Source organism: Actinoalloteichus hoggarensis, assembly GCF_002234535.1.
Classification (GTDB): domain Bacteria; phylum Actinomycetota; class Actinomycetes; order Mycobacteriales; family Pseudonocardiaceae; genus Actinoalloteichus_A; species Actinoalloteichus_A hoggarensis.
In genome coordinates this window covers 567713-593300 of sequence record NZ_CP022521.1, presented here as the reverse complement: position 1 = coordinate 593300, position 25588 = coordinate 567713, and the positions used below count along the sequence as shown (strand labels likewise).

21 protein-coding genes and 1 tRNA gene are annotated in these 25588 nt (G+C 71.0%); 13 read left to right on the top strand and 9 right to left on the bottom strand.

Features of this window, described 5'->3' with window-relative positions; genetic code table 11:
* Positions 1-624: 624 nt before the first annotated feature.
* Complete coding sequence (locus tag AHOG_RS02690; RefSeq protein WP_093944097.1) at positions 625-1116, bottom strand: YajQ family cyclic di-GMP-binding protein; 492 nt, start codon at positions 1114-1116, stop codon at positions 625-627.
* Positions 1117-1261: 145 nt separating this feature from the next.
* Here AHOG_RS02690 and AHOG_RS02685 point away from each other — a divergent pair.
* Positions 1262-1343: transfer RNA gene (locus AHOG_RS02685), tRNA-Tyr, on the top strand.
* A gap of 268 nt (positions 1344-1611) precedes the next feature.
* Here AHOG_RS02685 and AHOG_RS02680 read toward each other — a convergent pair.
* Both AHOG_RS02680 and AHOG_RS02675 read right to left on the bottom strand, forming a co-directional pair.
* Positions 1612-2121, bottom strand: coding sequence for an anthrone oxygenase family protein (locus AHOG_RS02680; RefSeq protein WP_093939944.1), 510 nt, complete (start codon positions 2119-2121; stop codon positions 1612-1614).
* Between the two features lie 9 nt (positions 2122-2130).
* Positions 2131-3048 (bottom strand): NAD(P)H-binding protein, encoded by a 918-nt coding sequence (locus AHOG_RS02675; protein ID WP_093939943.1) that lies wholly within the window; start codon positions 3046-3048, stop codon positions 2131-2133.
* Between the two features lie 88 nt (positions 3049-3136).
* Between AHOG_RS02675 and AHOG_RS02670 the strand changes: the two genes are divergently transcribed.
* Both AHOG_RS02670 and rfbA read left to right on the top strand, forming a co-directional pair.
* Positions 3137-4078: an AraC family transcriptional regulator gene (locus AHOG_RS02670; RefSeq protein WP_093944096.1), complete on the top strand. Its 942-nt coding sequence runs from the start codon at positions 3137-3139 to the stop codon at positions 4076-4078.
* Positions 4079-4355: 277 nt separating this feature from the next.
* Positions 4356-5246 (top strand): glucose-1-phosphate thymidylyltransferase RfbA, encoded by an 891-nt coding sequence (gene rfbA, locus AHOG_RS02665; protein ID WP_093939942.1) that lies wholly within the window; start codon positions 4356-4358, stop codon positions 5244-5246.
* Positions 5247-5559: 313 nt separating this feature from the next.
* Here rfbA and htpX read toward each other — a convergent pair whose 3' ends face one another.
* Together htpX and AHOG_RS28215 are read right to left on the bottom strand one after the other, a co-directional pair.
* Positions 5560-6432, bottom strand: coding sequence for a zinc metalloprotease HtpX (htpX, locus tag AHOG_RS02660; protein ID WP_093939941.1), 873 nt, complete (start codon positions 6430-6432; stop codon positions 5560-5562).
* A 734-nt stretch (positions 6433-7166) separates the two neighbouring features.
* Positions 7167-8246 carry an ADP-ribosylglycohydrolase family protein gene (locus AHOG_RS28215; RefSeq protein ID WP_157736601.1) on the bottom strand — a complete coding sequence of 360 codons (1080 nt, stop codon included), beginning with the start codon at positions 8244-8246 and terminating at the stop codon, positions 7167-7169.
* Between the two features lie 587 nt (positions 8247-8833).
* Between AHOG_RS28215 and AHOG_RS02650 the strand changes: the two genes are divergently transcribed.
* The 4 genes from AHOG_RS02650 to AHOG_RS02630 all read left to right on the top strand — a co-directional run bounded on the left by AHOG_RS02650 (position 8834) and on the right by AHOG_RS02630 (position 12728).
* On the top strand, positions 8834-10411 hold the full coding sequence (locus AHOG_RS02650) for an alpha/beta hydrolase (protein ID WP_093939939.1): 1578 nt from the start codon (positions 8834-8836) through the stop codon (positions 10409-10411).
* A 338-nt stretch (positions 10412-10749) separates the two neighbouring features.
* Complete coding sequence (locus AHOG_RS02645) at positions 10750-10974, top strand: hypothetical protein (RefSeq protein WP_157736600.1); 225 nt, start codon at positions 10750-10752, stop codon at positions 10972-10974.
* A 530-nt stretch (positions 10975-11504) separates the two neighbouring features.
* Positions 11505-12062, top strand: a complete 558-nt coding sequence (locus AHOG_RS02635) for an AAA family ATPase (protein WP_245856526.1) — start codon at positions 11505-11507, stop codon at positions 12060-12062.
* A 261-nt stretch (positions 12063-12323) separates the two neighbouring features.
* Positions 12324-12728, top strand: coding sequence for a RidA family protein (locus tag AHOG_RS02630; protein ID WP_093939935.1), 405 nt, complete (start codon positions 12324-12326; stop codon positions 12726-12728).
* A 518-nt stretch (positions 12729-13246) separates the two neighbouring features.
* On the opposite strand, the gene AHOG_RS30315 is transcribed toward AHOG_RS02630, so the two are convergent.
* The gene (locus tag AHOG_RS30315; protein WP_483855345.1) at positions 13247-14965 is read right to left on the bottom strand and encodes a PP2C family protein-serine/threonine phosphatase; all 1719 of its coding nucleotides are present in this window, start codon (positions 14963-14965) and stop codon (positions 13247-13249) included.
* A gap of 204 nt (positions 14966-15169) precedes the next feature.
* Between AHOG_RS30315 and AHOG_RS02620 the strand changes: the two genes are divergently transcribed.
* Together AHOG_RS02620 and AHOG_RS02615 are read left to right on the top strand one after the other, a co-directional pair.
* Positions 15170-17008: an N-6 DNA methylase gene (locus tag AHOG_RS02620; protein ID WP_093939934.1), complete on the top strand. Its 1839-nt coding sequence runs from the start codon at positions 15170-15172 to the stop codon at positions 17006-17008.
* Between the two features lie 67 nt (positions 17009-17075).
* The gene (locus AHOG_RS02615; protein ID WP_093944095.1) at positions 17076-17978 is read left to right on the top strand and encodes a serine/threonine-protein kinase; all 903 of its coding nucleotides are present in this window, start codon (positions 17076-17078) and stop codon (positions 17976-17978) included.
* Between the two features lie 324 nt (positions 17979-18302).
* Here the strand turns inward: AHOG_RS02615 and AHOG_RS02610 are convergent, their stop codons facing one another.
* Entirely contained in the window at positions 18303-19001 is a 699-nt protein-coding gene (locus tag AHOG_RS02610) for an MBL fold metallo-hydrolase (protein WP_093939933.1), read from the bottom strand.
* A gap of 238 nt (positions 19002-19239) precedes the next feature.
* On the opposite strand from AHOG_RS02610, the gene AHOG_RS02605 reads away from it, so the two are divergent.
* Positions 19240-19518, top strand: a complete 279-nt coding sequence (locus tag AHOG_RS02605) for a hypothetical protein (protein WP_093939932.1) — start codon at positions 19240-19242, stop codon at positions 19516-19518.
* Between the two features lie 273 nt (positions 19519-19791).
* Here the strand turns inward: AHOG_RS02605 and AHOG_RS02600 are convergent, their stop codons facing one another.
* The gene (locus tag AHOG_RS02600) at positions 19792-20142 is read right to left on the bottom strand and encodes an ABC transporter permease (RefSeq protein WP_245856525.1); all 351 of its coding nucleotides are present in this window, start codon (positions 20140-20142) and stop codon (positions 19792-19794) included.
* 603 nt (positions 20143-20745) lie between these two features.
* A complete protein-coding gene (gene ddaH, locus AHOG_RS02595; protein WP_093939931.1) occupies positions 20746-21657 on the bottom strand; it encodes a dimethylargininase in 912 nt (303 codons plus the stop codon).
* 74 nt (positions 21658-21731) lie between these two features.
* Between ddaH and AHOG_RS02590 the strand changes: the two genes are divergently transcribed.
* The 3 genes from AHOG_RS02590 (at position 21732) to AHOG_RS02580 (ending at position 25575) form a co-directional block, all read left to right on the top strand.
* Complete coding sequence (locus AHOG_RS02590; protein ID WP_093939930.1) at positions 21732-22214, top strand: Lrp/AsnC family transcriptional regulator; 483 nt, start codon at positions 21732-21734, stop codon at positions 22212-22214.
* A 286-nt stretch (positions 22215-22500) separates the two neighbouring features.
* The gene (locus AHOG_RS02585) at positions 22501-24414 is read left to right on the top strand and encodes a 2-oxoacid:acceptor oxidoreductase subunit alpha (protein ID WP_093939929.1); all 1914 of its coding nucleotides are present in this window, start codon (positions 22501-22503) and stop codon (positions 24412-24414) included.
* Between the two features lie 99 nt (positions 24415-24513).
* On the top strand, positions 24514-25575 hold the full coding sequence (locus AHOG_RS02580; RefSeq protein WP_093939928.1) for a 2-oxoacid:ferredoxin oxidoreductase subunit beta: 1062 nt from the start codon (positions 24514-24516) through the stop codon (positions 25573-25575).
* Positions 25576-25588: the final 13 nt, after the last annotated feature.

Here is a 25588-nt window from a genome sequence, read left to right as displayed (position 1 = left end):
CGACGACAGTGAGCATAAGGCCAGGTCAGATCGATTACGTCGCCAAGGCCGCCGCCGGCGGATCACCGACGACTCGGACACCATGACGCGAGCGGACAGGGCGGAGAATGGTCGGTAAATCGATTACGCGAACGCTTTTCGAGTCGCCGGGTCACACGCTCTTTCTTGACAGGCGAGACGATTAGTCGCTCCGTTTCACAGGAGAGGAAGATCGGCTTCCTGCCTCTGTCGACGCGATCGTCCGCGCCTCGGCCTCGCGCGGCTCGGCGGCTCCGCGTCTCGCCGATCGGGTGATCGAGTCCTGGGACGCCGGGAGACGGGGCGCGGGCATGGAACAGGGCCGGCCGGTACCGCGGTGCGACGGTGCCGGAGCCGGCGCCCGGCCGGAACACGCCGCGGCCGACGCCGGACGCATCGCATGCCACACGCCGCGGTACGAGGTTCAGCCGACGTGACAGCCGGGTGCCGCCGAGCCGATTCCGCGACAGTCGGACGCGGACCCCGGCCACCGCCGCCGCGGTCCCCCGGGGGACTCCCTCCGCACGGACCGCCGTGACCCGTCAGATCGGCGAGGCCGCGATGAACCGGCCGCGCACGATCCGACGCCCGCGGCACCCGCCCGGACTAGCGGTAGTTGGTGAACTGGAGCGCCAGGTCGAAGTCGCCGGCCTTGAGCAGGCTGATCACCGCCTGCAGGTCGTCCTTCTTCTTGCTGGTGACGCGAAGCTGGTCACCCTGGATCTGCGCCTGCGTGCCCTTCGGGCCCTCGTCGCGGATCTTCTTGGCGATCTGCTTGGCCTTCTCGGTGGAGATGCCCTGCACCAGCGTTCCCGTCACCCGGTAGATCCGACCCGAGACGGCGGGCTCGCCGACGTCGAAAGCCTTCAATGAGATGCCGCGCTTGATCAGCTTCTCCTTGAAGACGTCGATGGCGGCGGAGCAGCGCTCCTCGGTCTCCGCCTCGATGGTGATGGCCTCTTCACCCGACCACGAGACCTTCGCACCGGTCCCACGGAAGTCGAAACGGTTGGCGAGCTCCTTGCCCGCCTGGTTCAGCGCGTTGTCGACCTCCTGACGGTCGACCTTGCTCACCACGTCGAACGACGCGTCGGCCACGTCCACACCTCCGAAGAAGAAGACTGGTCACCCGGCTCCTTGGCGGGCCAAGACCAGGGGAACGCTACTCGGGTGGGCACCCCGCGCAGAGCCTGCCCCGTCGGTATGTATGCTGTGTCTCGCTGGTCGGCGCGCCGACCGGTCTGGCGGGTTGCCCGAGCGGCCAAAGGGAGCGGACTGTAAATCCGTCGGCTTCGCCTTCGAAGGTTCGAATCCTTCACCCGCCACACCACGGAGAACGCCCCGATGACCTGGGAAGACAGGGTCATCGGGGCGTTCGTCGTCTCAGGGGTCCCGGATTGCTGAGGACGGCTCGCCACGGGCGGCTGTGCCAGATAGTGCCCGCAGAGCGACGCCTTCGGCGCCCCGGGCCGACGCCGTCCGCGCACCGGCCGCGTCCTCGTCCTCGCCGACGCGGCGCCTGACCTCTCAGCAGCACAGCCGCGGAGTGCCGCGCCGATCGGACGCCGCGCCCATCGGACGGGGGCGGCCGGGTCATCCGCCCGTGAACGCCGTCCCGCCGTAGTGGATCAGCGCGATGACCAGGCAGCCTGCCGCCGAGGTCGACACCACGGCGCGGACGACGTTCCATCGCGCCCACCGCGCCTCGAATCGAGAACGCGCGGCCGTGAGCTCGGCCGCGGGCGACGAGCCGTCGACCCGTGCGAGCTCGTCGTTCATCGGCACGTTGACGAGCAGCGTGATCATGATCACCATGAGGTTCAGAGCGAGGGCCGCGAGCAGCCAGCCCGACGCGGCCGAGGGATCGTCCGCCAGGTGGACCGCGGCGGCCGAGGCGGTCAGCAGCGGCGCGCCCGCGAAGCCGAGGGCGAACCAGCCGTTGAGGATCGCCACGTTGATCCGCTGCATGGCGTGGACGAACGTGCGGTCATCGGCCGTACGCAGTCCCGGCATCACGGCACAGGCGAAGCCGTAGAACAGCCCGGCCGTCAGCGCCGTCGTCAGAGTCGCGCCGACGAGCGCAAGGGTCGACAACGGGGGCACGGATGCTCCTCAGCTCAGCGGGGCGGATGTCGAGGCCTCGGCCGGGCCCGACGCGCGGTCGTGGGCGCCTGCGGCCTCGGCCGCGGTCCTCGGAGACCAGACACCGGTGGCCGCCGTGCGTCGCGCGTAGTCGGCGAAGTCCACGGGCTCCCGACCCAATGCCTGCCGGACGCCGTCGGTCAGGTGGGCGTTCCGGCCGTCGAGGACGGTGGTGAACAGTTCGGTCAGTGCGGCGACCTCGTCGGCGGGGACGCCATGGGCGGCGGCCTCGGCCGCGTACTCCTGCGGACCGACCGACCGGAATCGGATGTCGCGGCCGGTGGCGGCGCTGATCTCCGCCGCGGCGTCGGCGAAGGTCAGCAGGCGCGGACCGGTGACCTCGTAGAGCAGCCCCGCATGCCCCGGCTCGGTGAGTGCGGCGACCGCGACGGCGGCGACGTCGTCGGTGTCGACGAACGGTTCGCGCGCTGTCGACGCGGGAAGCGCGATCTCCCCGTGGCGCACCGGCTCCAACAGGAAGTGCTCGCTGAAGTTCTGGTGGAACCAGCTTGCTCGGACGATGGTCCAGTCGACGCCCGCATCGCGCACCGCCTGCTCCGCCCGCAGCGCGCCCGCCTCCCCTCGTCCGGACAGCAGGACGAGTCTGCGGACTCCACCGCGTACCGCGAGGCTGACGAAGGACTCGACGGTCTCGGCGGCACCGGGAAACGCGAGATCGGGGTGGTACGCGATGTAGACCGCGTCCACGCCGTGCAGCGCGGCCTGCCAGGTGGCCGGGTTCGTCCAGTCGAAGGCGGGCGAGGCGGTTCGGGAGCCGATCCGCACCGCCAGGTTCAGTGCGGCGAGGCGGGCGGCGACGCGGCGACCGGTCTTGCCGGTGCCGCTGAGGACGAGGACGGGACGCTCCGAGGAGGCGGGTTCTGTCATGGCGACCAGTGAAGTCGACCGAGATGAGACGATCCATAGCCGACGGTCTTGATTCCATCATCCATCGTCTACAGTGCGGTGTATGGGCATGGACGCGCTCGCGGCACTGCTGGACGGTCCGAGGGCCCGTGGCGCCTTCCTGCTGCGTTCGGTGCTGAACCCGCCCTGGTCACTGCGGATCGAGGATCACGCACCGCTCACCCTGGTGTCCGTGGTCCGCGGCACGGCCTGGGTGGTGCCGGACACGGGACAGGGCGTCGAACTGGCCGCGGGCGACGTCGCGATCGTCCGGGGTCCTGGTCCGTACACGGTCGCCGACGATCCGATGACACCGCCGCAGGCCGTGATCCATCCGGACCAGCGTTGCAGCACCCCGACCGGCGAGCCGCTGAGCGAACTGCGAGACCTGGGCATCCGGACCTGGGGCTCCGATCCGAACGGGTCGACCATGATGCTCACCGGGACGTATCAGGTGGACGGCGAGGTCAGCAGGCGCCTGTTGACCGTGCTGCCGCCGCTGGTGGTCCTCCGGGAGGACGCCTGGGACTGCCCGGTGCTGCCGCTGCTCGGCGACGAGATCGTCAAGGACGCGCCCGGGCAGACCGCCGTCCTCGATCGCCTGCTGGACCTGCTGCTCATCGCGGCCCTGCGTGCCTGGTTCGATCGGCCGGAGTCGGCGGCGCCCGGCTGGTATCGCGCTCAGTCCGATCCGATCGTCGGCCCCGCCTTGCGCATCCTGCACAACGAGCCCGCCCGACCGTGGACGGTCGCGTCCCTGGCCGCCGCGATCGGCGTGTCCCGGGCGGCACTGGCGCGGCGTTTCCACGAGCAGGTCGGCGAGCCGCCCATGCGCTTCCTCACCGGATGGCGGCTCGCCGTCGCCGCCGATCTGTTGCGCGGTCCGGACGAGACGCTCGGCTCGATCGCCAGGAAGGTCGGCTACAGCAGTTCCTTCGCCCTCAGCACCGCGTTCACCCGAGAACACGGGATCAGCCCCACGCGGTATCGAACCGGCCCGCGCGCAGGGTGAGTCCGCGACGCGCATCCGACCTCGGCGGCCGGTCGATCCCCGGCGACGATCGACCGGCGGCCCGTGACGGCATCGGCTGCCTGTCGCGGCGCAGGCACCCGGCGGCATCGGTTTCTGTCGCGGCGCGGCGCCGGGCACCCGGCAGGGCGCCGATCGACGGATGGTCGTCGGCACGAACGCGGCACTGCGATCGGGGCATGGGGGCTAGGGTTGGCGCGGCAGACTGTTCGCGTTCGAGCACCCGGGCCGCGAGCAGGATACGAGTCAGGGGGTTGCGGTGAAGGGAATCGTGCTCGCGGGCGGCAGCGGCACACGGCTGCACCCGATCACCCAGGCGGTGTCCAAGCAACTGCTCCCGGTCTACGACAAGCCGATGATCTACTACCCGCTGTCGGTGTTGATGCTGGCGGGCATCCGGGAGATCCTGATCATCTCCACGCCGGAGGACCTGCCGCTCTTCCGGAGGCTGCTCGGCAACGGGGAACAGCTGGGTCTGAGACTCGAGTACGCGGTGCAGCCGCAGCCGAACGGGCTGGCCGAGGCCTTCGTGATCGGCGCGGACTTCATCGGTGACGACTCGGTCGCGCTCGTCCTCGGCGACAACATCTTCTACGGCCACGGCTTCCCCCGGATGCTCGCGGAGCAGGTCACCGACATCGACGGCTGTGTGCTGTTCGGCTATGCCGTGCAGGATCCGGAGCGCTACGGCGTCGGCGAGGTGGACGCCCGCGGCAGGCTGATCAGCCTGGAGGAGAAGCCCGCCGTCCCCAGGTCGAACAAGGCCATCACCGGGCTCTACTTCTACGACAACGACGTGGTGGAGATCGCCCGCGGCCTGCGGCCGTCGCCCCGGGGGGAGCTGGAGATCACCGACGTCAACCTCGAGTACATGCGACAGGGCCGGGCCAAGCTGGTGAATCTCGGACGAGGTTTCGCCTGGCTGGACACCGGAACACATGACTCGATGCTGGCGGCGGGCCAGTTCGTTCAGGTGTTGGAGCATCGGCAGGGCGTCCGGATCGCCTGTCTGGAGGAGATCGCCCTTCGGATGGGCTACATCGATGCCGAGGCATGCCATGCGCTCGGAGCCAAGCTTGCCAAGTCGGGCTACGGACAGTATGTGATGGCCATCGCGGCCGGGGGCGGCACCGCGAACGAGGCGCTCTGAGCCGTCGGGGCGACGGCAGACGGGGCCGACGGACGGACGGCGGATCACCTCGGTCGGCGGCCGCGCGAGCGATCCGATCGAGCACCGGGGCGAGGGCCGCGCGCAGCACGCCGGCGGCCTCGGCTGCGTGCCGTCCTCGGCGAGCGACGGGCCGTGTCGGATGAGGTGTCGGCAGGCGATCGGGACCGCAGGGCCACCCGGGTTCGGAGGCTTCTCTCCATGACATGGGGACGTCCGATGTGTGCTGCGGCTGCCGCCGTGCGGCACGGCTCGGGCTTCCGCCGTGCGGACGAGCATGCGTCCGCATCGGGTATCACCAGGGCAGTTGACGGCCTGCCAGCTCTTCGAGCCTGCGGATGCGATCCTCGATCGGCGGGTGAGTGGAGAAGAATCGCGCCATCCGCTCCCCGGGACGGAAGGGGTTCGCGATCATCAGGTGAGATTCGGCGACGAGCCGAGGCTCGGGAGCCAACGGCGTGGCCTGGGTGCCCAGCTCCAGTTTGCGTAGTGCGGACGCCAGCGCCAGCGGGTCTCCCGTCAGCTCGGCGCCGGAGGAGTCGGCCTGGTACTCCCTGGACCGGCTGACCGCCATCTGGATCACGCCCGCCGCGATCGGGCCGAGCAGCGCGATCAACAGCAGTCCCAGCGGGTTGGGTCGGTTGGCTCCGCCACCGCCGACGAAGTTGAAGATCATCGCGAAGTTGGCCAGGAAGGTGACCACGCTGGCCAGCGCGCCCGCCACCGAGGAGATCAGGATGTCCCGGTTGTAGACATGGGCGAGTTCATGTCCGAGGACGGCACGCAGCTCACGTTCGTCGAGCAGGCGGAGGATGCCCGAGGTGGCGCAGACGGCGGCGTTGCGCGGGTTACGGCCGGTCGCGAAGGCATTGGGGGCCTCCGTGGGGCTGATGTACAGCCGGGGCATCGGCTGCCGGGCCGCGGTGGCGAGTTCGCGGACGATCCGGTACATGGCAGGCTGCTCCGCCTCGGACACCGGCCGGGCCCGCATCGCCCGCAGCGCGATCTTGTCGGAGTTGAAGTAGGCGTAGCCGTTGGTCGCCAGCGCGATTCCAAGACCGACGACCAAGCCGGTTCGGCCGCCGATGACCCCGCCGATGACGACGACGATCCCGCCGAGACCACCGAGGAGCAGAGCGGTCTTCACTCCGTTCCAATGCTTGTGCACGTCGCTTCGCCTCCGGTCGTCGTCCCGCGCTGACCAGTACGGCCAGGCCTGTCGAACTCCTTCGTTCCCACCACTGCTGCCCCCGGTCAACGATCCGGGCGACCAGGTCGTTCCCCGTCCGGGCGCCGCTGACCCGGCCGGGTCGGCACGCCATGGCGGGCAGGCACCGGACCGAGGCGGGAGGGCCGCGATCGAGTGACGAAGGACTCCCGCCCATTCCTCGGTCGGCGTGCCCGCTCGGGCGTTCCGACGTCGTCTCTCGGGCGGCCGTCCATCGCCAGGCGTCCGAAGGCTCCGTGGCGCCTTGCGCGCCTGCCGTGATCGGGTCGGAAGTCACCCGAATCGCGGATCCGTCCGCGGGCATCCGGCGGCGGGGCGGACGAGCGGCGTCCGATGCACGGCCTTCGTTCGCCCGGGTCGACCACGCCGGGCCGCTCGACGAGAAGTCACGGCGGCGCTGGGAGCCGCCGAGCCGGTGGCGCGAAGGAATAGTAATAGTCACTGATTCCACTGATGCCGGGAGTCAGTGGAGCCGTCGACGACATGTCGGGGTCGGAACGCAGGCGGAGTTCAGGCGACTCGCAGGGTTCCGCCGTCCTCCGACGTCGGGACTCCGCACGTCCCCTGCCTCGAGCGCGAGAGTGAGGTGTGGCGCGAACACCGGGGGCCGACGGCCGCGGCGAGGGACGGCGTCCGGGAGGATCGACAGCCGCGACCGCCCGTGCCCACCAGCATCACGCCTCGCGGATGGACGCCAGCTCCTCGCGGTAGCGCGGCTCCAGCCGGTCGACCCAGAGCTCCGGCCAGACCATGCCGCGGCCGGCGCCGAGCATGCCGCCCGCGACGGCCGCCAGCGAGTCGGAGTCGCCGCCGGTGGCCGCCGCTCGCCGAAGCCCGTTCTCCGGGTCGTCGGCGAAGGCGGTCGCGATGAGCAGCGAGGTGGCCAGGGCCTCCTCGGCGATCCAGCCGTCCCCGCCGTACTGGCACGGATCGAACTCCCACGGCTGGGCACGCAGGGGCGCGAGCCCGGCCCGAGCCCGGTCTAGCGCGCCCGCGACCTCGGTCCAGCCCACGTCCAGATAGTCCTGGGCGCTGGAGCGTCCCTCCCGTTCCCAGACCGTGCCGAGAACGTCGACGTCGACACCGGGCCGACCGTCCACGTGATCGATCGCCCAGTCGAGCGCGTCCGCGAGTTCGAGCCGACCGGCGAACAGCTCCCTCGTGATCCGCGCCGTGACCACCGCGGCGACCGTCGCGGTGGCGTGCCCGTGGGTGAGCACGGATTGAAGCGCGGCCGCGTCCCCGACCTCCGCGTCCGTCAGCCGTGAGTCGACGCCGAGCCAGGGGGCGCGCATGACGGTGCCGCAGCCTTTGGAGTTCGTCACCGAGGCATCCGCCCAGAACTCCACGCCGAGTCGTTCGACCGCGTACAGCGCGGTCAGACAGGCGTTGCCCGGCGCCCGGTTGTTGTCCGGATCATGCAGCCAGTCCAGGAATCGGGCGAGCAGCCTGCGGCGCAGCTCCGCCGGGCGCAGCGGTGTGAGTCCGCCCACGCCTGCCGTGTCGTCGAGGGCACGTGCGACGGCGATGCTCAGCTGCGTGTCGTCGGTGACCGCGGCCAGCCTTGGGAAGTCGGGGCCGCGCTTGCCGTAGACGTTCAGAATCCGCTGGTAGGACGCGAACTCCACCCCGAAGCCCCAGGCATCGCCGAAGGCCAGGCCGTAGACCGCACCGGCCCGTCGATCAGCGTGGTCGGATGGCGAGCGGTCGCCCGCCGCCCATGATCCGGTACCGGACGTGCAGGGGTTCTCCACGGTGCTCCCTCGGGCTGACTCGTTCCGTCCTGTTCGACGGCGGCGCCGCGCACGCCGATGTGGCCCGCATTGTGCAGCGCCGATGCCCCTCCGCGGGCCGAGACGCCGAATGTCGAGACCGATCCTTGACCACGGGGCGACCCTGTCTCCATCAACTTCTGGAGTCCGGCCCTCGTTTCGAGGCCGCCGACGTCCGTCCTCACCGGGCCGCATACGTCGTCCTCGGTGGGAGCCGACCGGATGTCTGCCGCAGCGGAGGCGGTCCGCCGCCGAGGACGGCGTGCCCGCTCGTCCGGCCGGGCACGATGCTCGGAGCCCGATCCGGCCGTGATCCGCCGGAAACAGCGAGGGCCGTCGTGGCATCGTGCACCCGACGCCACGACGGCGGCGCACCAGCCGACCGTGATCTGTTGCCCTGCGAGGCCGCTCGCGGGCGACGGCGGTCGTCACCGGGAGTCGTCGCGCCGGACGGCGCCCGAGCTCTGCCGACGGCCCCGCGCCGGAAGGAGGGGCTATGACACTTGTCAGGAAATAGTCATGACAGTTGACACTACCGCCGCGCCGTGGCGTTCTGTGATCCTCTCCGCATGGCATATCACTCCTGGTCAACGTCCTGTCGCGTGCTCACCGTCGCGGCGGCGGCCGCCCTGTTCACCACGGCGTCGGCGTGGGGTCCCGCTCCGGAGTCGACCGCGCTGCCGGACATCACGTGGTCACCCTGCGTCGATGACACCGCCTTGGACTGCGCGACGATCCCCGTACCACTGGATCACGCGTATCCGGACGGCGCGAAGATCGACGTGGCGCTGGCCCGCGCTCCCGCGACCGATCCTGACGCCCGGCTCGGCTCGCTGGTGCTGCATCGCGGCGGCCCGGGATACGGCTCGGGCGAGTATCTGCGGCTGATCCGAGCCGGTGCCGTCGCCGCTCCGGTCACCGACGAGGTGATGGCTCGATACGACCTCGTCACGGTCGATCAGCGCGGGACGGGCGAGAGCCGGCCCGCCGTCGCCTGCTTCGACTCCCCCGAGGACGCGGCGGCGTTCGGCGCCGGGCTGTCGCTCTACCCGACGACCGAGGCCGAACGCGTGGATCGGCTCGACCGAGATCGCCGGTACGTCGATCGCTGTCAGGAGAGATCCGGCGAACTGCTGGAGCACCTCGACACGCCGAGCGCGGCCCGCGATCTCGACCTGGTGCGGTCGGCGCTCGGTGAGGAGCGACTGAACTTCCTGGGTCAGTCCTACGGCGCGCATCTCGGCACGGTCTACGCACACCTGTTTCCCGAGCGGGTCGGTCGGACCGTCCTCGACAGCGTGCTCGGCTCCGAGGCGCAGTCCGGCAAGCCGACAGAGCCGCTGAGATCGGCCCGCATCGGCTCGGACGTCGAGGCCGATGCGGCCTTCCAGCAGTTCGCCGCTCGATGCACGGCGGAGGAGTTCCCGTGCGACTTCGGAGCGGGAGACCCGGTCGGGGCCTTCGACCGGCTCCAGGCCGAGCTGGCGGCCGAGCCGGTCGAACTGATCACGGAGGACGGCCGGGCGGCGACCCTGACCGACAGCTACCTGCCGAAGGTCACGGCCGCGTTCCTTTACCAGCCGACGATCTGGCCGTCGGTGCTGGCCCCGATCCTGACGGCCGTCGAGGAGGCCGTGGCGGACCCGACGTCCGAGTCCGGACGGTTCATCGCGGCGGACCTCGTGGACGGCAGCGGCGCCCTCCTCACCCCGTATGGCGACATCAGAGACCCGTATCACGCGGTGACCTGCACCGACGGCATTCATCCTGCTTCGCCGAGCGCCTTCGTCGATGCCGTGGAGGATCGCAGGACGCATTCACCCCGCTTCGCGGAGACCCGGGCCTGGGAGGACAGCGTGTGCTCGGTCTGGCCCGTCGGCGCGGACGATCGCTTCGACGGTCCCTGGGGAACCGACACCGCGACACCGGTACTGCTCATCAGCAACAGGCTTGACCCGGCGACGCCGCTCGCGGGCGCCGAACGTGCTGCCGAGCTGCTCACCGACAGCAGGCTGCTCGTCAACGAGGGACCGGGCCACATCGCCTCGCAGCAGTCCGGCTGCATCGTCGAGCGGGCAGGCGAGTACCTCATGAGCGGCACGCTGCCCGCCGAGGGGGCCGTCTGCGAACCTGATCCGCTGCCGTGATCGACGGGCCCGGGCCGGTCATCGACCGAGGAGTCCTCCGCAGAGAAGGCGGCGAAGCTATTACCACCAGGACGACTTCTTCGCAGCGCGAAGGCCTGATAACGTCGTCACGAAGATCATTCCGCGAGATCGCGGCGGACGGTCATGGACTGGTGGAGTTTCGTGACACACCGAGCACCTTTTCGTTGCGTCACGCGACGGTTCATACGAATTGTGGTCCGGGACCCGCAGAAACCGGGGCCCGTCCGCGAGGTGATCGATCGTCGGTCCGATGGACGAGAACACGGAGACGATCTGCCATTCCGGGACACCGCCTCAGATCTGACATGCTCGATCGCATGCCGGACACCGACTACGTCGTGATCGACGACATCCCGCTCGCAGGCACCCTGGTCGAATCGCTGCCCCGGGTTCAGCTCGTCCTCTCCGAATGGGAGGAGCATCGCAAGCGACACGTGAACCGCATTCGCCTTAAGGTATTGGCAGAGAAGAGTGCGACCCCGATGGTTCGCATCATGGCCCTCACCGAGGACACCGGTGCCGACGATCTGGACGCCGTCTGATCGATGGGCACTCGGTCGAGGCTGTCCCGGCCGAACCGCGAACGTCCGTCGTGCGGGTTCGATCGGCACGGCCTCGGCGTCGGCGGCCTCGGGCTGTCACGACGTCGACGTCCGGTTCGACGGAGTGTCGGCGCCAACGGCGGCGAGGCCCGGCCGCGGTGGAAGCCCACGCAGCGGGCAGTCGTGTTCGTCCTGTCGGTGAGAGGACGCGGGCGCGTCGGTGCGCAACGGGGCCGCGGGCGCCCGTGCTGAGGCGGGCCCGGGATGGGCTTCAACCGGCTGAGCGGACGACGCGCGCGCAGACAGGGAGACAGGGAGACAGGGATAGGCTGATCGTCTCGATCCGCGAAGGCGGTGTGGGTGCGAAGGCGGGCGCTGATCCTACGGCGCGGTGACGACCCGGGGCCGGCCCCGCTCGGATACGCGCCGACCGTGTCGATCCGCAGAGGAAGTTCGCCACGCCGCGAACGCACCCACCTGCCCGCACCGAGCCTGACCAGAACACGATGCCAGGAGGAAGGCATGCCGGCGTGCCGTCGATAGACCGCTTCGTCGTCGTCACCGGCGGTCCCGGTTCAGGGAAGAGCACGCTGCTCGACGCCCTGCACGCCGTCGGTTTCGCCCGCAGTGAGGAGGCGGGCCGGGGAGTCATCCGGGATCAGACGTCGATCGGCGGCCGCGCGCTTCCCTGGGAGGACCGGGAACTGTTCGCGGAGGCGATGCTCTGTTGGGAGCTGCGCTCGTTTCGGCTCGCCGCCGAACAACCCGGCACGGTGTTCTTCGACCGGGGTGTTCCCGACATCATCGGCTATCTCCGGTTGGAGGGACTGCCGGTTCCCGAGCACGTCCATGTCGCGGCACGGCGATTCCGATATCACCGGCGGGTTCTGATCGCACCGCCGTGGCCCGAGATCTACACGAGAGACACCGAACGACGCCAGACGCCCGAGGTGGCCGAGCAGACCTATGAGTCGATGGTCGCCACCTACAGCGACTACGGTTACGAACTGGTACCGCTTCCCCGTGTCTCGGTGGAGGAACGTCTGCGCTTCGCGACTTCTGTGCTGCCCTCTGATCCGTCCCTCTGAGGCGACGAGCGGCCGTGAGCGCGAGGGCGGCCGCACAGCCGAGGAGGCGCCTGCGCGTTCCGACGGTCTGTCTGCCCGCAGTCGATGTTCGCCGACCGTGTCGATGACGATGCCGTCGCGAACCGAACGGCCGGACCGACGGGATGGTGCCCGGCGGGCAGAACACTCCGCCGGGCGCGGCCGGCCGCCGCGTCGGCGTCGGTGTCTCTCCAGCACGGAATCCGGTGGCAGCGGCGGTGGGGCCGCACATAGATTCTCGTCATGACCAGTGCCGTACGTCTGATCCGCAGCCCCGAACTGTCCGATGTCGCCGAATACGCCTATGCCTCCACCGTCGACGCCCCCGCACGCTTCGTCTTCGCCGCAGGCGCCTGTCCGTTGGACGCGGAGGGCAACACCGTGGCGATCGGCGACTACGCGGAGCAGGCCCGCCAGTCGATGCGCAACCTTCGTGTCGCGCTCAAGGACGCGGGCGCCGACCTCTCCGACGTGGTGAAGAGCACCGTCTATGTCGCGTCCAGCCGCCAGGCCGACCTGGTGACGGCCTGGGAATGCGTGCGGGAGGCCTTCGGCGATCACGACGCGCCGAGCACCCTGCTCGGCGTCACCGTCCTCGGCTACGACGACCAACTCGTCGAGGTCGAGGCGGTCGCCGCCGTCCGCTGACCGGAGGCGGCGCCGGTGGCCGGTGCGATCGGCCCGGGTCGATGATCCGCCTCCGTCGACGTCATACCCGCGTCGACGGCCTGCGCCGATCGAGGACACACCTCGGTCGATCGCGCCGCCAAGCACATCCTGCGGCCCCGCAGGCACCCCGCCCGTTCGACGGCCCGGCCGGACAGCCCGGCCCCACGGCTCACGCTGGCCCCACAGCCCGGCCCGCTCGGCCTCACAGTCCCGCCCGACCCGCCCCACAGCACGGCCGGCGAACGGCTTGTCCCCGTCCGCCGGCCGATTCGCTGGACGACGCACTCCGGGTGCGATCCGGCGTGAACGGTGATCCACTGTGGAGGGTGCTTCGCGCCGGTCGTCGCCCGGCCGGATCGACGCCGCGATCTGATCGGTGACCCAAGCCTGATCGACGCCGCGGCATGATCGACACGGCTCGCGGGCAGTCCGCCTGACCGGCCGCCCGCTCTGATCGCCTTCGGCAGCGGTCGACAACCTCAGCAGGGCCGGGTCGCTCAATCGCCGAGGAGCCGCCGGAACCAGCGGGGCAGCCGGAGCGAACGTCGCCGTGGCACCTCGGTGTTCTCGCAGGCAGCCGAATGTTCCGTGTGCGATTCGGTCGCGCCGGGATCGGGGGGCTGCGGCGGTCGGGAACCGACTCTGACGGCTGTCGACCGTCCGGGCCCGTCTCCCAGCACAGGTCCGAACCCGGTTCGAGGGTCGGTCGAGCTCCCAGAGCCGGTCACGCTCCCAGAGCCGGCCTCAGTCACGGGGCCGGTCTCAGTCACGGGGCCGTTCCGAGCCTCAGGATCGGTGCCGGCTCCCGAACCAGCCCCAGCTTCAGGGCCGGGTCTGGTCGCCTGGCCGATTCCGGGCCCCCCGACTCTGGGCTCAGACCCCGGCACGGATGTGACGGCGGTTCCAGCTCGGATTCCCGGTCCCGCTCCGATTCCCGATCCTGCTCCGACGGCACCCGATCGGCGGCGGTCGCCCGCCGAAGGCGCTGGCAGCCTGCCGGCCGCCTCGGGTCGGGACGCCGCCGCGCCGAAGACGAGGCTCGGTGCCGTCGCCGGTCCGACATCACCGCACCGCAAGGCCATTCCCGGCGGCCTGTCGGGCCGGGTGGCCTCTACCACCCGCACGTCCCCCAGCACTCGGGCATCGCCCGACACCCACACGTCGCCCCAGGCCGGGGCGACGCCTGTCGTCGAAGCCCATCCAGCCGGCGGCCCGCAGGCTGCCCCCAGCCCTGACCCGGTGCCTACGCCGGCTGCCATCGGTCCCGTCCCCCCGCCTACGCCCCCTGCCGTCGATCCCGGCACGGTGACCGCGGCACGGTCTGGGTCGGAGTGCTGCGCCGCCACGCCGGCCCGCGTCAGCCCGCCGACGCCGGCACTGCCGACGACACCACCGGTCGCACCGGTGTCCGGGCTGGTGACACCACCGGCGGCACCGACGGCGGAGCCCACGACGGCCCTCTCCTCCCCTGTCATGCCCGTACCCACGCCCGCGGCGGCACCCCGGCCCGCGCCGCCCACACCGGCCCCCGATCCCCCACCGCGACCGGCGCTCACACCGCGCCCCGCGCCCCCCGGTGCACCGACTGGCGCCGAGACCACGTCCGCCACGAGACAGGTGATGTTGTCCGGACCGCCGCCCCGGTTGGCCAGGTCGATGAGTCGGGCGACGGCCTCGCGGGGCTCGGGGACGCCGGACAGCACGTCGGCGATCGCGTGGTCGGAGACGACGGCGGTCAGGCCGTCCGAACAGACGAGCAGTCGGTCGCCCACCGTGATGTCCAGGAGGAACAGGTCCGGCTCGGGTTCCGGGCCGCCGCTCTGCAGGGCGCGCACCACGATCGACCGTCGGGGGTGGTCTTCGGCCTCCGCCTGCGTCAGCCTGCCCGCGTCGATCAGGGACTGGACCAGGGTGTGATCGCGCGTGATCTGCCGGAGCACGCCTCCCGAGTAGCGGTAGGCCCGGGAATCACCGATGTGCGCGACGCCGAGTCGGGAGCCGTCCCAGGCCAGCGCCGTCAGGGTCGAGCCCATGCCCGCCGCCTCCGGCCGCGCCTCGCCGAGGGCGTTCAGTCGGGCGAAGGCGTCGGTCACGCCGTCCGCGAGCATGCGCAGCAGGTCTCGCCCTGGGCGCGGATCGGACAGGCTCGCGTCGAGCTCGTGGAGCGCGGCCACGACGACCGAGCAGGCGATCTCGCCGTGGGCATGGCCGCCCATTCCGTCGGCGACCGCGAGCAGCCGCGGGCTCGCGTACGCCGAGTCCTGATTGACGGAGCGTCCCCGTCCCGTATCGGTTCCGCCCGCGTACGCGAGCCACCGCCGATCACCGTGTCCCATGCACTCCAGTAGAACAGTTGTGGACACTGTTCACAAGCATCAGGCTTGTGGGGTCTTCTCGCGACGCGAACTAGGCTGGGCCTCGTGAATCCAGAGCCCACCGTCAGCACCGGCGACATCGCGCGGCTCGTCGACATGGGCCGGGCTGCCGTCAGCAACTGGCGGCGGCGGCACGACGACTTCCCGCAACCGGTCGGCGGCACGACGTCCAGCCCCCTGTTCTCCCTCCGTGAGGTGGAGGCCTGGCTGCGTCGACACGGCAAGCCGGTAGCCGTGTCCCTGGGAGATCGGGTCTGGCAGCACCTCCGGGCGAGCGCCGACGATCTGCGGCTGGGCGAGTCCGTGGCCGCCGCAGGCGCCTTACTCCTGCGCCTCCACGACGGCGACGACCACCGCGTCGCGCGACTGCCGGGCGGCGGCGACGGACCCGCGCGTCAGGCCGTCGACGGCGACTCGGCTCAGCTGCTGACTCGGCTCGCGGCGACGGAGGGGTGCCTGGAGGCCTTCGAGTTCCTGTGCGCCCGCTACCAACAGGCGCATTCCCGCAGGCTGCTCGCCACCTCCGACGAGCAGGCCGCCCTGATCGCCCGGCTGACGTTCCCCTCGGACGGCACGGTGTTGGACCCGGCCTGCGGGCTCGGCAGTCTGCTGTGTGCCGTCGCCGCCGACCAGGCCTGGGGTCAGGAGGTCGACGAGTCCTCCGCGGTCATCGCTGCCGTGCGCCTGCTGCTTCGCGACATCGACGCGACGGTGGTCGCCGGTGATTCGCTGCGCCGGGACTCGATCGGGCCCCGATGCGCGGACGGCGTCGACGTCGTGGTCTGCGATCCGCCGTTCAACGACCGTGCCTGGGGGTACGACGAGCTGACCGGCGATCCCCGTTGGGAGTACGGGCTGCCACCGCGTGGCGAGCCGGAACTCGCCTGGGTGCAGCACTGTCTGGCCCGGGTCCGAGCGGGTGGTCTCGTGGCGATCCTGATGCCGCCGTCGGCGGCGAGCCGCAGGCCGGGCAGACGGATTCGCGCCAACCTGCTTCGAGCGGGGGCGCTGCGGGCCGTGATCAGCCTCGGCGCCGGGCTGTCCGATCTGTGGCTGTTGCGGCGCCCGGAGTCGGCCGATCGCGCGCCGCGGCACGTCCTGCTGCTGGAGTCCGAGGGCGACGCCGCCGAGATCGAGGCGGCGTGGGACCGGGTGCAGGCCGATGCTCCGTCAGCCGACGATCCGATGGTGGCGGTCATCGACCTGCTCGACGACGACGTCGACGTCAGCCCGGCTCGACATCGGGCGCGGGCCACCGCGGAGGTGGGCGCCGAGTTCCAGGCGGCGTCGGAACGGTTCCGCGCGACCTCGATCGTGCCGCCGGAACTGACGGTGCTCGACGAGCGGCGTGCCCTGCCGATGACCACGATCGGCGAGCTGACGAAGGCGGGCCTGATCCTGGTACGGACGGCACCGCCGCACATGGTCCTGGGCGCCGGGGACGTCCCCGTCCTGACCAGTGTGGACCTGGAGAGCGGCGGGCCCGCCTCCGGGCTGACCCGCTCGAGCGATGACCTCGTGTCGGTGGAACCCGGCGACGTGGTGACCGCGCCGACGGGGCCCGTGCGGGTCGCCGCCCACGGGGGTGCGGTACTCGGCCCGCACCTCACGGCGTACCAGGTGGACCGGACTCGACTGGACCCCGACTTCCTCGCCGGCTTCCTCCGGCACGCGGGCAGGCTCGCGCCGTCGGGCTCCAGTCGGCTGGACGCACGTCGGGTGCGGGTGCCGCGGCTTCCGCCGGCCGAACAGCAGGCCTATGGTCGTGCCTTCCGCGCACTGGTCGACATGGAGGACGCTCTCCGGCAGGCCGCCGAAGCGGGTGCGGCCCTGGTGCGGTCCGGGCTCGACGGCCTCGCCGACGGTCACCTCCGGCCAGGCTGATCTCAGGCCTTCGTCGGACGTGGGCAGAGGGTGCGGGTACCGGATCGCGTGTTTCGTGGGAGGGCGCATGCTCGTCGCCGATCGATATGAGCTGGAAGAGCTTCCGCTCGGTCGAGGCGGCATGGGCGCCGTGTACGGCGCTCATGATCGGCATCTCGATCGGCGGGTGGCGGTGAAGTTCCTGTATCTACCCGGTGGTCCCGACGAGGAGTCGGAACTGCGCTTCATCCGGGAGGCCCGCATCCTGGCGCGATTGCAGCACGCGGGCGCGCCGATGCTGTTCGACTTCGGCATGTTCGACCAGCGGCTCTTCCAGGTCATGCAGTTCATCGAGGGTGTCACGATCGCGGATCTGATCGCCGAGCACGGCCCGCTTCCGGTGGAGTGGGTCGCCTCCATCGGCGCGCAGGCCTGTGCGGTGCTCTCGGCGGCCCACCGCTTGTCGATCTGCCATCGCGATCTCAAGCCGACGAACCTGATGCTCTGCCCGGACGGGAGCGTGACGGTCCTGGATTTCGGCCTCGCGATGCTGCGGGAGGCCGACGCGGCGCGCTTCACCAGGGCCGGGCAGATCCTCGGGACCCCCGCCTATATGGCGCCGGAGCAGATCCAGCGGGGTGTCGCCGGGCCGCACAGCGACCTCTATGCCCTCGGCTGCGTGCTGCACGAGATGCTCACGGGCAGACAGCTCTTCACCGGCCCGACCGCCTACGCGGTGTTCGAACGCCAGGTGAAGGAGCCCGCTCCGCCGGTGCCGGGCGTTCCCTTCGAGTTGAACCGCATCGTGCTGGATCTGCTGGAGAAGCAGCCCGCGGATCGACCCGCCGATGCGAACGCCCTGTACTCGCGGTTGGCACCGTTCGCCGTGAGTCCTCCCATGCTTCCCGGATTCCTTCACCCGCCGTCGACGCCCAGCCCCGGCCGGATGTACGCCCGCGCGTTGGGCGAGGTGCTCACCGACTCCGCGTGACGCGCCGAGGGCACGGGTTCGCCCGCCCGGCGTGGCCCGCGTCGTGGGCGGGAGCACGTACTCGCGCCGGGCGGCCCCGGACCGCCCGGCCCCGCCCGAACCGGGGCATCGCCCGCGGTTCGGGCCTGCCCTCGTCACACCATGGCCGACCATCCGCGGGGCCGACGGTCCGCGGGTGGCGGGCCGGCGCAGGCGACAGGCGAGTACTCCGACCTAGGGCAGTCCCCGCCGTCGGCCCCTCCTACGACGGACCCGGCCTCGACTCACCGGCCTCGACTCACCGAGAGCACGCCGCTCTGGACACCGCCCCGCGCGTCCAGCGGGTCAGCCCGCCTCGGCCGCCGCCGCCCGGAGCCGGGCCGCGCCCTCGCCGAGGATCGGGTCGCCGTGGCCGACCAGGACCAGGTCCACATCGAGCCCGGCCATCAGGTGCAGCGAGGCGGCGGCTCGCGCGCGATCGGTGTTGAACACGCCGAGCATGGTCCGACCGCCCACGTTCGCCACCGTGTCGCCCGTGAACAGGGCCCGATGCACGGGCAGGTGCAGGGCGATGCTGCCGTCGGTGTGACCGGGGACGGCGATCACGGCCGCGCCGCCCGCGAAGTCGAGCAGCTCGCCGTCGACCAGCTCCCGGTCGACCCGTACCGGCGGCGCGGCGGGGACGCCGGAGGTGACGCGGTCGTGCAACGGCCGTTCCCAGTCGAGCAGAACCGGCGGCGGCCCCGGCCGCTCGCCGCGAATCACCGGGGCGTCGGCGCGGTGGGCCAGGATCGTGACGCCGTCGTGCCAGTCCGCGACCTCCGCGGCCGAGCCGGTGTGATCGGGGTGCCAGTGCGTCAGGATGACGAGTTTCAGCTCCGTCGGCTGTCTCCCCAGGCCGCGGATCGCCGAGGCGATGTCCGCGCCGGAGCCCGCATGACCCGTGTCGATCAGTGTCAGCGAGTCCGGGTCGCTCCACAGATAGACCTGGCCGTGGTCGAAGACGATCACGTGCAGGCTCGGCAGCAGTTCGACGACCTTCATGCCGTCGACGCTAGCGGGCCGCTGCCCACTCGGCCGTTCCGTTCACGCGGCGCGCAGCCGGGACCGGACCGCCCGAGTCGACGGGACGGACTCGACGCCGGGGGCGGCGGTCGACCGACCGTCGTCCACGCCGAGCCGAGTCCGAGGCCGTCCGGGCCGATCCGGGTTGACGGTGTCCGATGGGAGAATCCCAGGTAAAGGATCGAGAGGTCACCCCACGATGACATCGAGGTTCGCAGTGGACACGTTTCGACGCAGACGACAGATCCAGATCGGCGACGACCTCGTCGCCGTCGCCATCGTGGACGGCAGTCTCGTCTCCCGGTTCAGCGTCCTGCTGAACGGACGGGAACTGGTGAAGACCAAGACCGCGCGGCTGATCACCGAGTTCGATGCCCGGTTATCCGACGAGAGCGCCGTCAACGTGTCGATCGAGCAGAGTTGGACGCGATCCAACCGCGTCGCCGTACATCACGAGAACCGCCTGATCGAGGAGTTCGCCCTCGTGACGGACTGACCCGGCGCGCCGGGCTCGTCGACGTCAGGCCGGACGCGAGTGCCCGCCCGTCCCTGCCCGCCTGTCCGGGTCCGCCCGTCCGGGTGCCACCCGCCCGGCCCGAGGTCGCCGCGGCGACGGCACGCCGCCGCACCAGGGCCGGGCCGGGCCGAAGGTCCGTCGCGTCGACGGCACCACTCCGTCAGGCCCCGGCCCCGATCTGATCCGGGATCCACGGCGCCGATCCGACGCACGACCGGTCGAAGCCGCCCGACGAGCGCCCGATCGGCGGGTCTAGCCGCTCAACGCCGTCGTCGGCGGGGTACGGGCCGCTCGCACCGCCGGATACAGGCCCGCCAGTCCGCCCAGCAGCACGGTCGCGGCGACGCCCGCCGCGAGCACCTCCACCGGGACGACCATCGGCCAGCCCTGTACCGCGGCGAACGCCGTGGTCACGCCGACGCCGAGGAGGGCGCCCGCGAGCCCGCCGAGCGTGGACAGCACGAGGGGCTCGGTGAGGAACCGGGATCGAATGTGCCCTCGGGTGGCTCCCAACGCCCGCCGGAGACCGATCTCCCGTCGCCGCTCCAACACCGAGATGATCACGGTGTTGGCGACGCCGATGCCGCCGACGAGCAGCGCCACCGAGCCGAGGCCGACGAGCAGGCCGGTGAAGGCCTGGTCCGCCGCGTTGCGGACGGCGAGCGCGTCGACGGCCTGCTCACGGCCACGTCCTCCGGCGCGACCGGATTGGCCGTCGCGGGCAGCAGCTCCCGAACCGCCTCGGCGCGGTGATCGAGGGACCGCTCGTACACAGGGTCACGGCCCGGGTCTCACTCTCATCGCGGCCATCGTGGCGGCCCACGACGGAACATTGGAGCTGATCGCCCAGCCCGCGGGCGGCCTCGCCGCCACGGTATGGATCCCGGATGCCGGGCCGGGCGGTGCGGCAGGCTGATCTCGTGTGGCCGGGCCTCGTCTAGAGCTCGCCTGGCCGACTTCGTCCAGTCAGCCTCGTCCAGTCGGTCGCGGCCGGGTCCGGCGCGGACGCCGCCTCGTCGGGCGGCCGCGGCGTTCGGCACGCCACGACGCCTCACGCCGGCGACGGGCAGGCCGGCCGCCGCGGAGTCGGACGGCGGGCGCGGGCACCGCCGCCCACGCCTGGCGGACGCGCTGACCACGCCTGCCCGAGCACCGATCGACGAGCGTCGGCGCCCGCCCCGATCCCCGGGTGCCACCGAGGCTCGCTCAGGACCGCAGCTCCATCGTGCAGCACTTCGGGCCGCCACCGGACTTGCGGAGCTCGCCGACGTCGACGAACACGGGTTCGAATCCCCGCTCGGCGACCTGGGCACCCAGCCCGGTCGCCTCCGTCGGCAGCACGACGTGCCGACCATCGGAGACGGCGTTGAGCCCGAGACAGGCCGCGTCCTGCTCGCTCGCCAGGATCGCGTCGGGGAACAGCCTGCCGAGCACTTCCCGGCTGCCGGGCGAGAACGCGCTTGGCAGGTAGGCCACCAGCGGCGTACGGCCGAGGCCGGCCTCCGCGAGCACGAAGAGCGCGACGTCGAGGTGGTAGTACCGCGGGTCGACGAGTCGCAGCGACACCACGGGGACGCCCAGCGCCTCCTGCGCCTCGCCGTGCGCGGCCGGGTCGGTGCGGAACCCCGTCCCGGCGAGCAGCAGCGATCCCGTCCACGTGAAGTCGCCCTCCGCCTCGTTCGTGCAGGCGGGCATGATCACGTCACGAAAGCCGTTCTCGAGGAACCACCGGCGGTAGTGCTCCGCCTCGGCGGCCCGCTCCGGAGCGCGGAAGCGGGCGCCCAGGACACGGCCGTCCACCACGGTGCCCGAGTTCGCGGCGAAGACCATGTCCGGCAGGCCGGGCTCCGGGTTGATCACCTCCACCGTGTGGCCGAGCCGCTCGTAGACCGCCCGCAACTCCTGCCACTGCCGCATCGCCTCGGTCCGATCCACCGCGACGTCGGGGTCCATCCACGGGTTGATCGCGTAGGCGACCTCGAAGTACTCGGGCGGACACATGAGGTACCGCCGGGCACGGGGCAGTCTCGGTTCGGCGGGCGCCGAGGGCACCGGGAGGGTCGTGAGACCGCCCGTCTGGTCGAGAGAGCCGAGACCACGCACATCAGCCACCGTCATGGATCGAAATGTAAATCGTCGAAGACGAACGAACAACGCCGCACTATTGCGTCTTGATAGGCAGAATGTTTCGTATGGACAAGACTGACCATCGAATCATTTCGTGCATGGTGGCGGATGCACGCTCCAGCTTCGCCGACATCGGCGCCCGCGTGGGCCTGTCCGCGCCCGCGGTGAAACGGCGGGTCGACCGGCTGCTCGATCTCGGGGTGCTGCGCGGCTTCACGGCCGTGGTGGACCCAGAGGCGCTCGGCTGGGGCACGGAGGCGTTCGTCGAGGTGTACTGCCACGGCAACGTGACCCCCGGCCAGATCCGGGTCGGACTGGAGCCGTTGCCCGAGGTGGTCGGCGCCTACACGGTCTCGGGGGCGGCGGATGCGATCGTGCATCTTCGCGCGGCGAGCATCCAGCATCTGGAGACGGCGTTGGAACGGCTGCGCGCGGTGGACTTCATCGACCGCACCGTCTCCACCGTGGTGCTGTCCAAGCTGCTGGAACGGCCCGCGATGCCGGAGGGCACGGCGGGGTCCCGGCCGGGCGGCCGACCGGCACGATAGGCCCCCGAAAGATCTAAGGCGTACGACCTTCATACGTCGGTACGCTGGTGGTCGAGAGACGAGCCCGCGCGAGACGAGCCCGGGCAGGAGTCCTAGGGGGAGCCGCGACGACCTGAGCCTGTCGGCCCGATCCCGCGTCGAGTGCCGCCTTCTACGCTCCAGCCGGTCCCCGGTAGCGCCGTCTCACACGTCCGCGGGGACCGAACACGGGCCGGACATCGGAGTTCGCCCCCGCGCTCCCCGCCCGACCACGCCGTTGTCCCCGACAGCTGTGAGGAACCGAGCCATGACGGTGACCGATCACGACGACACAGGCCATGCCGAGTCCGCGACGGGGTCGGCGGCCCGTACGGCGGGCAGACGGCTCGATCGCGTCGTCATCCGCTTCGCGGGTGACTCCGGCGACGGAATGCAGCTCACGGGCGACCGATTCACCTCGGAGGCGGCGGCGTTCGGCAACGACCTCGCGACACTGCCGAACTTCCCCGCCGAGATCCGAGCGCCCGCCGGAACGCTGCCGGGCGTGTCGAGCTTCCAGCTGCACTTCGCCGACTACGACATCCTCACCCCGGGCGACCGTCCCGACGTGCTCGTGGCGATGAACCCCGCCGCGCTCAAGGCCAACATCGCCGACCTGCCAGAGGGCGGCATCCTGATCGTCAACACCGACGAGTTCACCAAACGCAATCTCGCCAAGGTCGCCTACGCGGCCAATCCGTTGGAAGACGGCTCCCTGGCGGGGTTCCAGGTGCACGAGGTGGCGATGGCGACGCTCACGAGGACGGCGCTGACCGAACTGGGCGTGTCGAAGAAGGACGCCGAGCGGTCGAAGAACATGTTCGCCCTCGGCCTGTTGTCCTGGATGTACAACCGGCCGACCGAGGGCACGGAACGCTTCCTCCGGGAGAAGTTCCGCCGCAGGCCCGACATCGCCGAGGCCAACGTCGTGGCCTTCCGCACCGGCTGGAACTACGGCGAGACCACCGAGGCCTTCGCCGTCACCTATGAGGTGGCGCCCGCCAAACTGGCGCCGGGCACCTACCGCCAGATCACCGGGAACGCCGCGCTGGCCTACGGCATCGTCGCCGCGGGCAGGCTCGCGGAGCTGCCGGTGTTCCTCGGCACGTACCCGATCACGCCCGCCTCCGACATCCTCCACGAGCTGAGCAGACACAAGGGCTTCGACGTCACGACCTTCCAGGCCGAGGACGAGATCGCGGGCATCGGGGCGGCGCTGGGAGCGGCCTACGGCGGCGCGCTGGGCGTGACGTCCACCTCCGGTCCGGGTATCGCCCTCAAAGCCGAGACGGTGGGTCTGGCGGTGATGACCGAACTGCCGCTGCTGATCTGCGACATCCAACGCGGCGGCCCGTCGACCGGCCTGCCGACCAAGACCGAGCAGGCCGACCTGCTCCAGGCCATGTTCGGCCGCAACGGCGAGGCGCCCGTCCCGGTGCTCGCACCCGCCTCGCCCGCCGACTGCTTCGCCGTCACCCTCGACGCCGTGCGGATCGCCCTCACCTACCGGACTCCGGTGCTGCTGCTCTCGGACGGCTACATCGCCAACGGCTCGGAGCCCTGGCTGATCCCCGAGGTGGACGATCTGCCCGACCTGCGGGTGCCCTTCGCGACGGAGCCGAACGCGCCGGACGGCTCCGCCGAGTTCTGGCCGTATCTGCGTGATCCGGAGACGCTGGCCCGGCCGTGGGCGGTGCCGGGGACATCGGGGTTACAGCATCGGATCGGCGGGCTGGAGAAGTCCGACGGTCGGGGGGACATCTCCTATTCCCCCGACAACCACGATCGCATGGTGCGGTTGCGACAGGCCAAGATCGACGGCATCACCGTGCCGGACGTGCCGGTGGACGACCCCGACGGACGGGCTCGGGTGCTCGTCCTCGGCTGGGGCTCCACGTTCGGCCCGATCGGCGCGGCCTGCCGTCGGGTGCGGGCCGCCGGGCTGTCGGTCGCGTCCGCGCACCTGCGGCACCTCAACCCGATGCCGGGCAATCTCGGCGACGTGCTGGCCGCCTACGACAAGGTGATCGTGCCGGAGATGAATCTCGGTCAGCTCGCGATGCTGATCCGCGCGCGGTATCTCGTCGACGTCGTCAGCCACACGAAGGTGGCCGGGCTGCCCTTCAAGGCGGAGGAGCTGCAGGACGTGCTGACCGAGATCATCCGGCAGGTCGGCGCATGACGCGCGGCCGTGCGGGTGCCGCCCGTCGTCGACCGCAGGCACCGAGCCAGAACTCAAGGACCCGACTTCGCGCCGAGCGCCTGCTGTCGAGGAGGACAGATGACGGCTGTTGACCTGGGCCTGCCGCTGATCGGCGGGACCGAGGGAGTCCCACGAACCGACGAGAAGCAGACCGCGAAGGGCTTCACCTCCGATCAGGAGGTGCGGTGGTGCCCGGGCTGCGGCGACTACGCCGTGCTGGCCGCTGTGCGGTCCTTCCTGCCCGAGCTGGGGCTGCGGCAGGAGAACATCGTGTTCGTGTCGGGCATCGGTTGTTCGTCGCGGTTCCCGTACTACCTGAACACCTATGGGATGCACTCCATCCACGGCCGGGCGCCCGCCATCGCCACCGGGCTGGCCACGTCACGGCCCGACCTCTCGGTCTGGGTGGTGACCGGCGACGGCGACGCGCTGTCCATCGGCGGCAACCATCTCGTGCACACGCTGCGGCGCAACGTCAACCTGAAGATCCTCTTGTTCAACAACCGCATCTACGGATTGACCAAGGGCCAGTACTCGCCGACCTCGGAGGTCGGCAAGGTCACCAAGTCGACTCCGGTCGGATCGGTGGACACGCCGTTCAACCCGGTGTCGCTGGCGCTCGGCGCGGAGGCGACATTCGTGGCCAGGGCGCTGGACTCCGACCGCAAGCAGCTCACCGAGGTGTTGCGTGCGGCGGCCGAACACCGGGGAACCGCGCTGGTCGAGATCTACCAGAACTGCCCGATCTTCAACGACGGCGCGTTCGACGTGCTCAAGGAGCCCGGTGAGCGGGAGCGGCGGATCATCCCGCTGCGGCACGGCGAGCCGATCGTCTTCGGCGCCGAGGGCGAATACGGAGTGGTGGCCGACGGCTTCGGTCTGCGGGTGGTCAAGACCTCGGAGACCGATCGGGCCGCCCTGGTGGTGCACGACGTGACCCGTGCCGATCCCGGCTATGCGTTCGCGTTGTCCCGGTTGGGCGGTCAGGACCTCGATCCGACGGTCACCGGGGTGTTCCGCGCGGTGTCCCGGCCGACCTACGACGATCAGGCTCGCGCGCAGGTCGCCGAGGCCGCCACGACGCCGCCGGACCTGGCCGGGCTGCTCCGTGGTCGGGAGACCTGGACGGTCGTGGGCTGACGCCGCCGTCCGC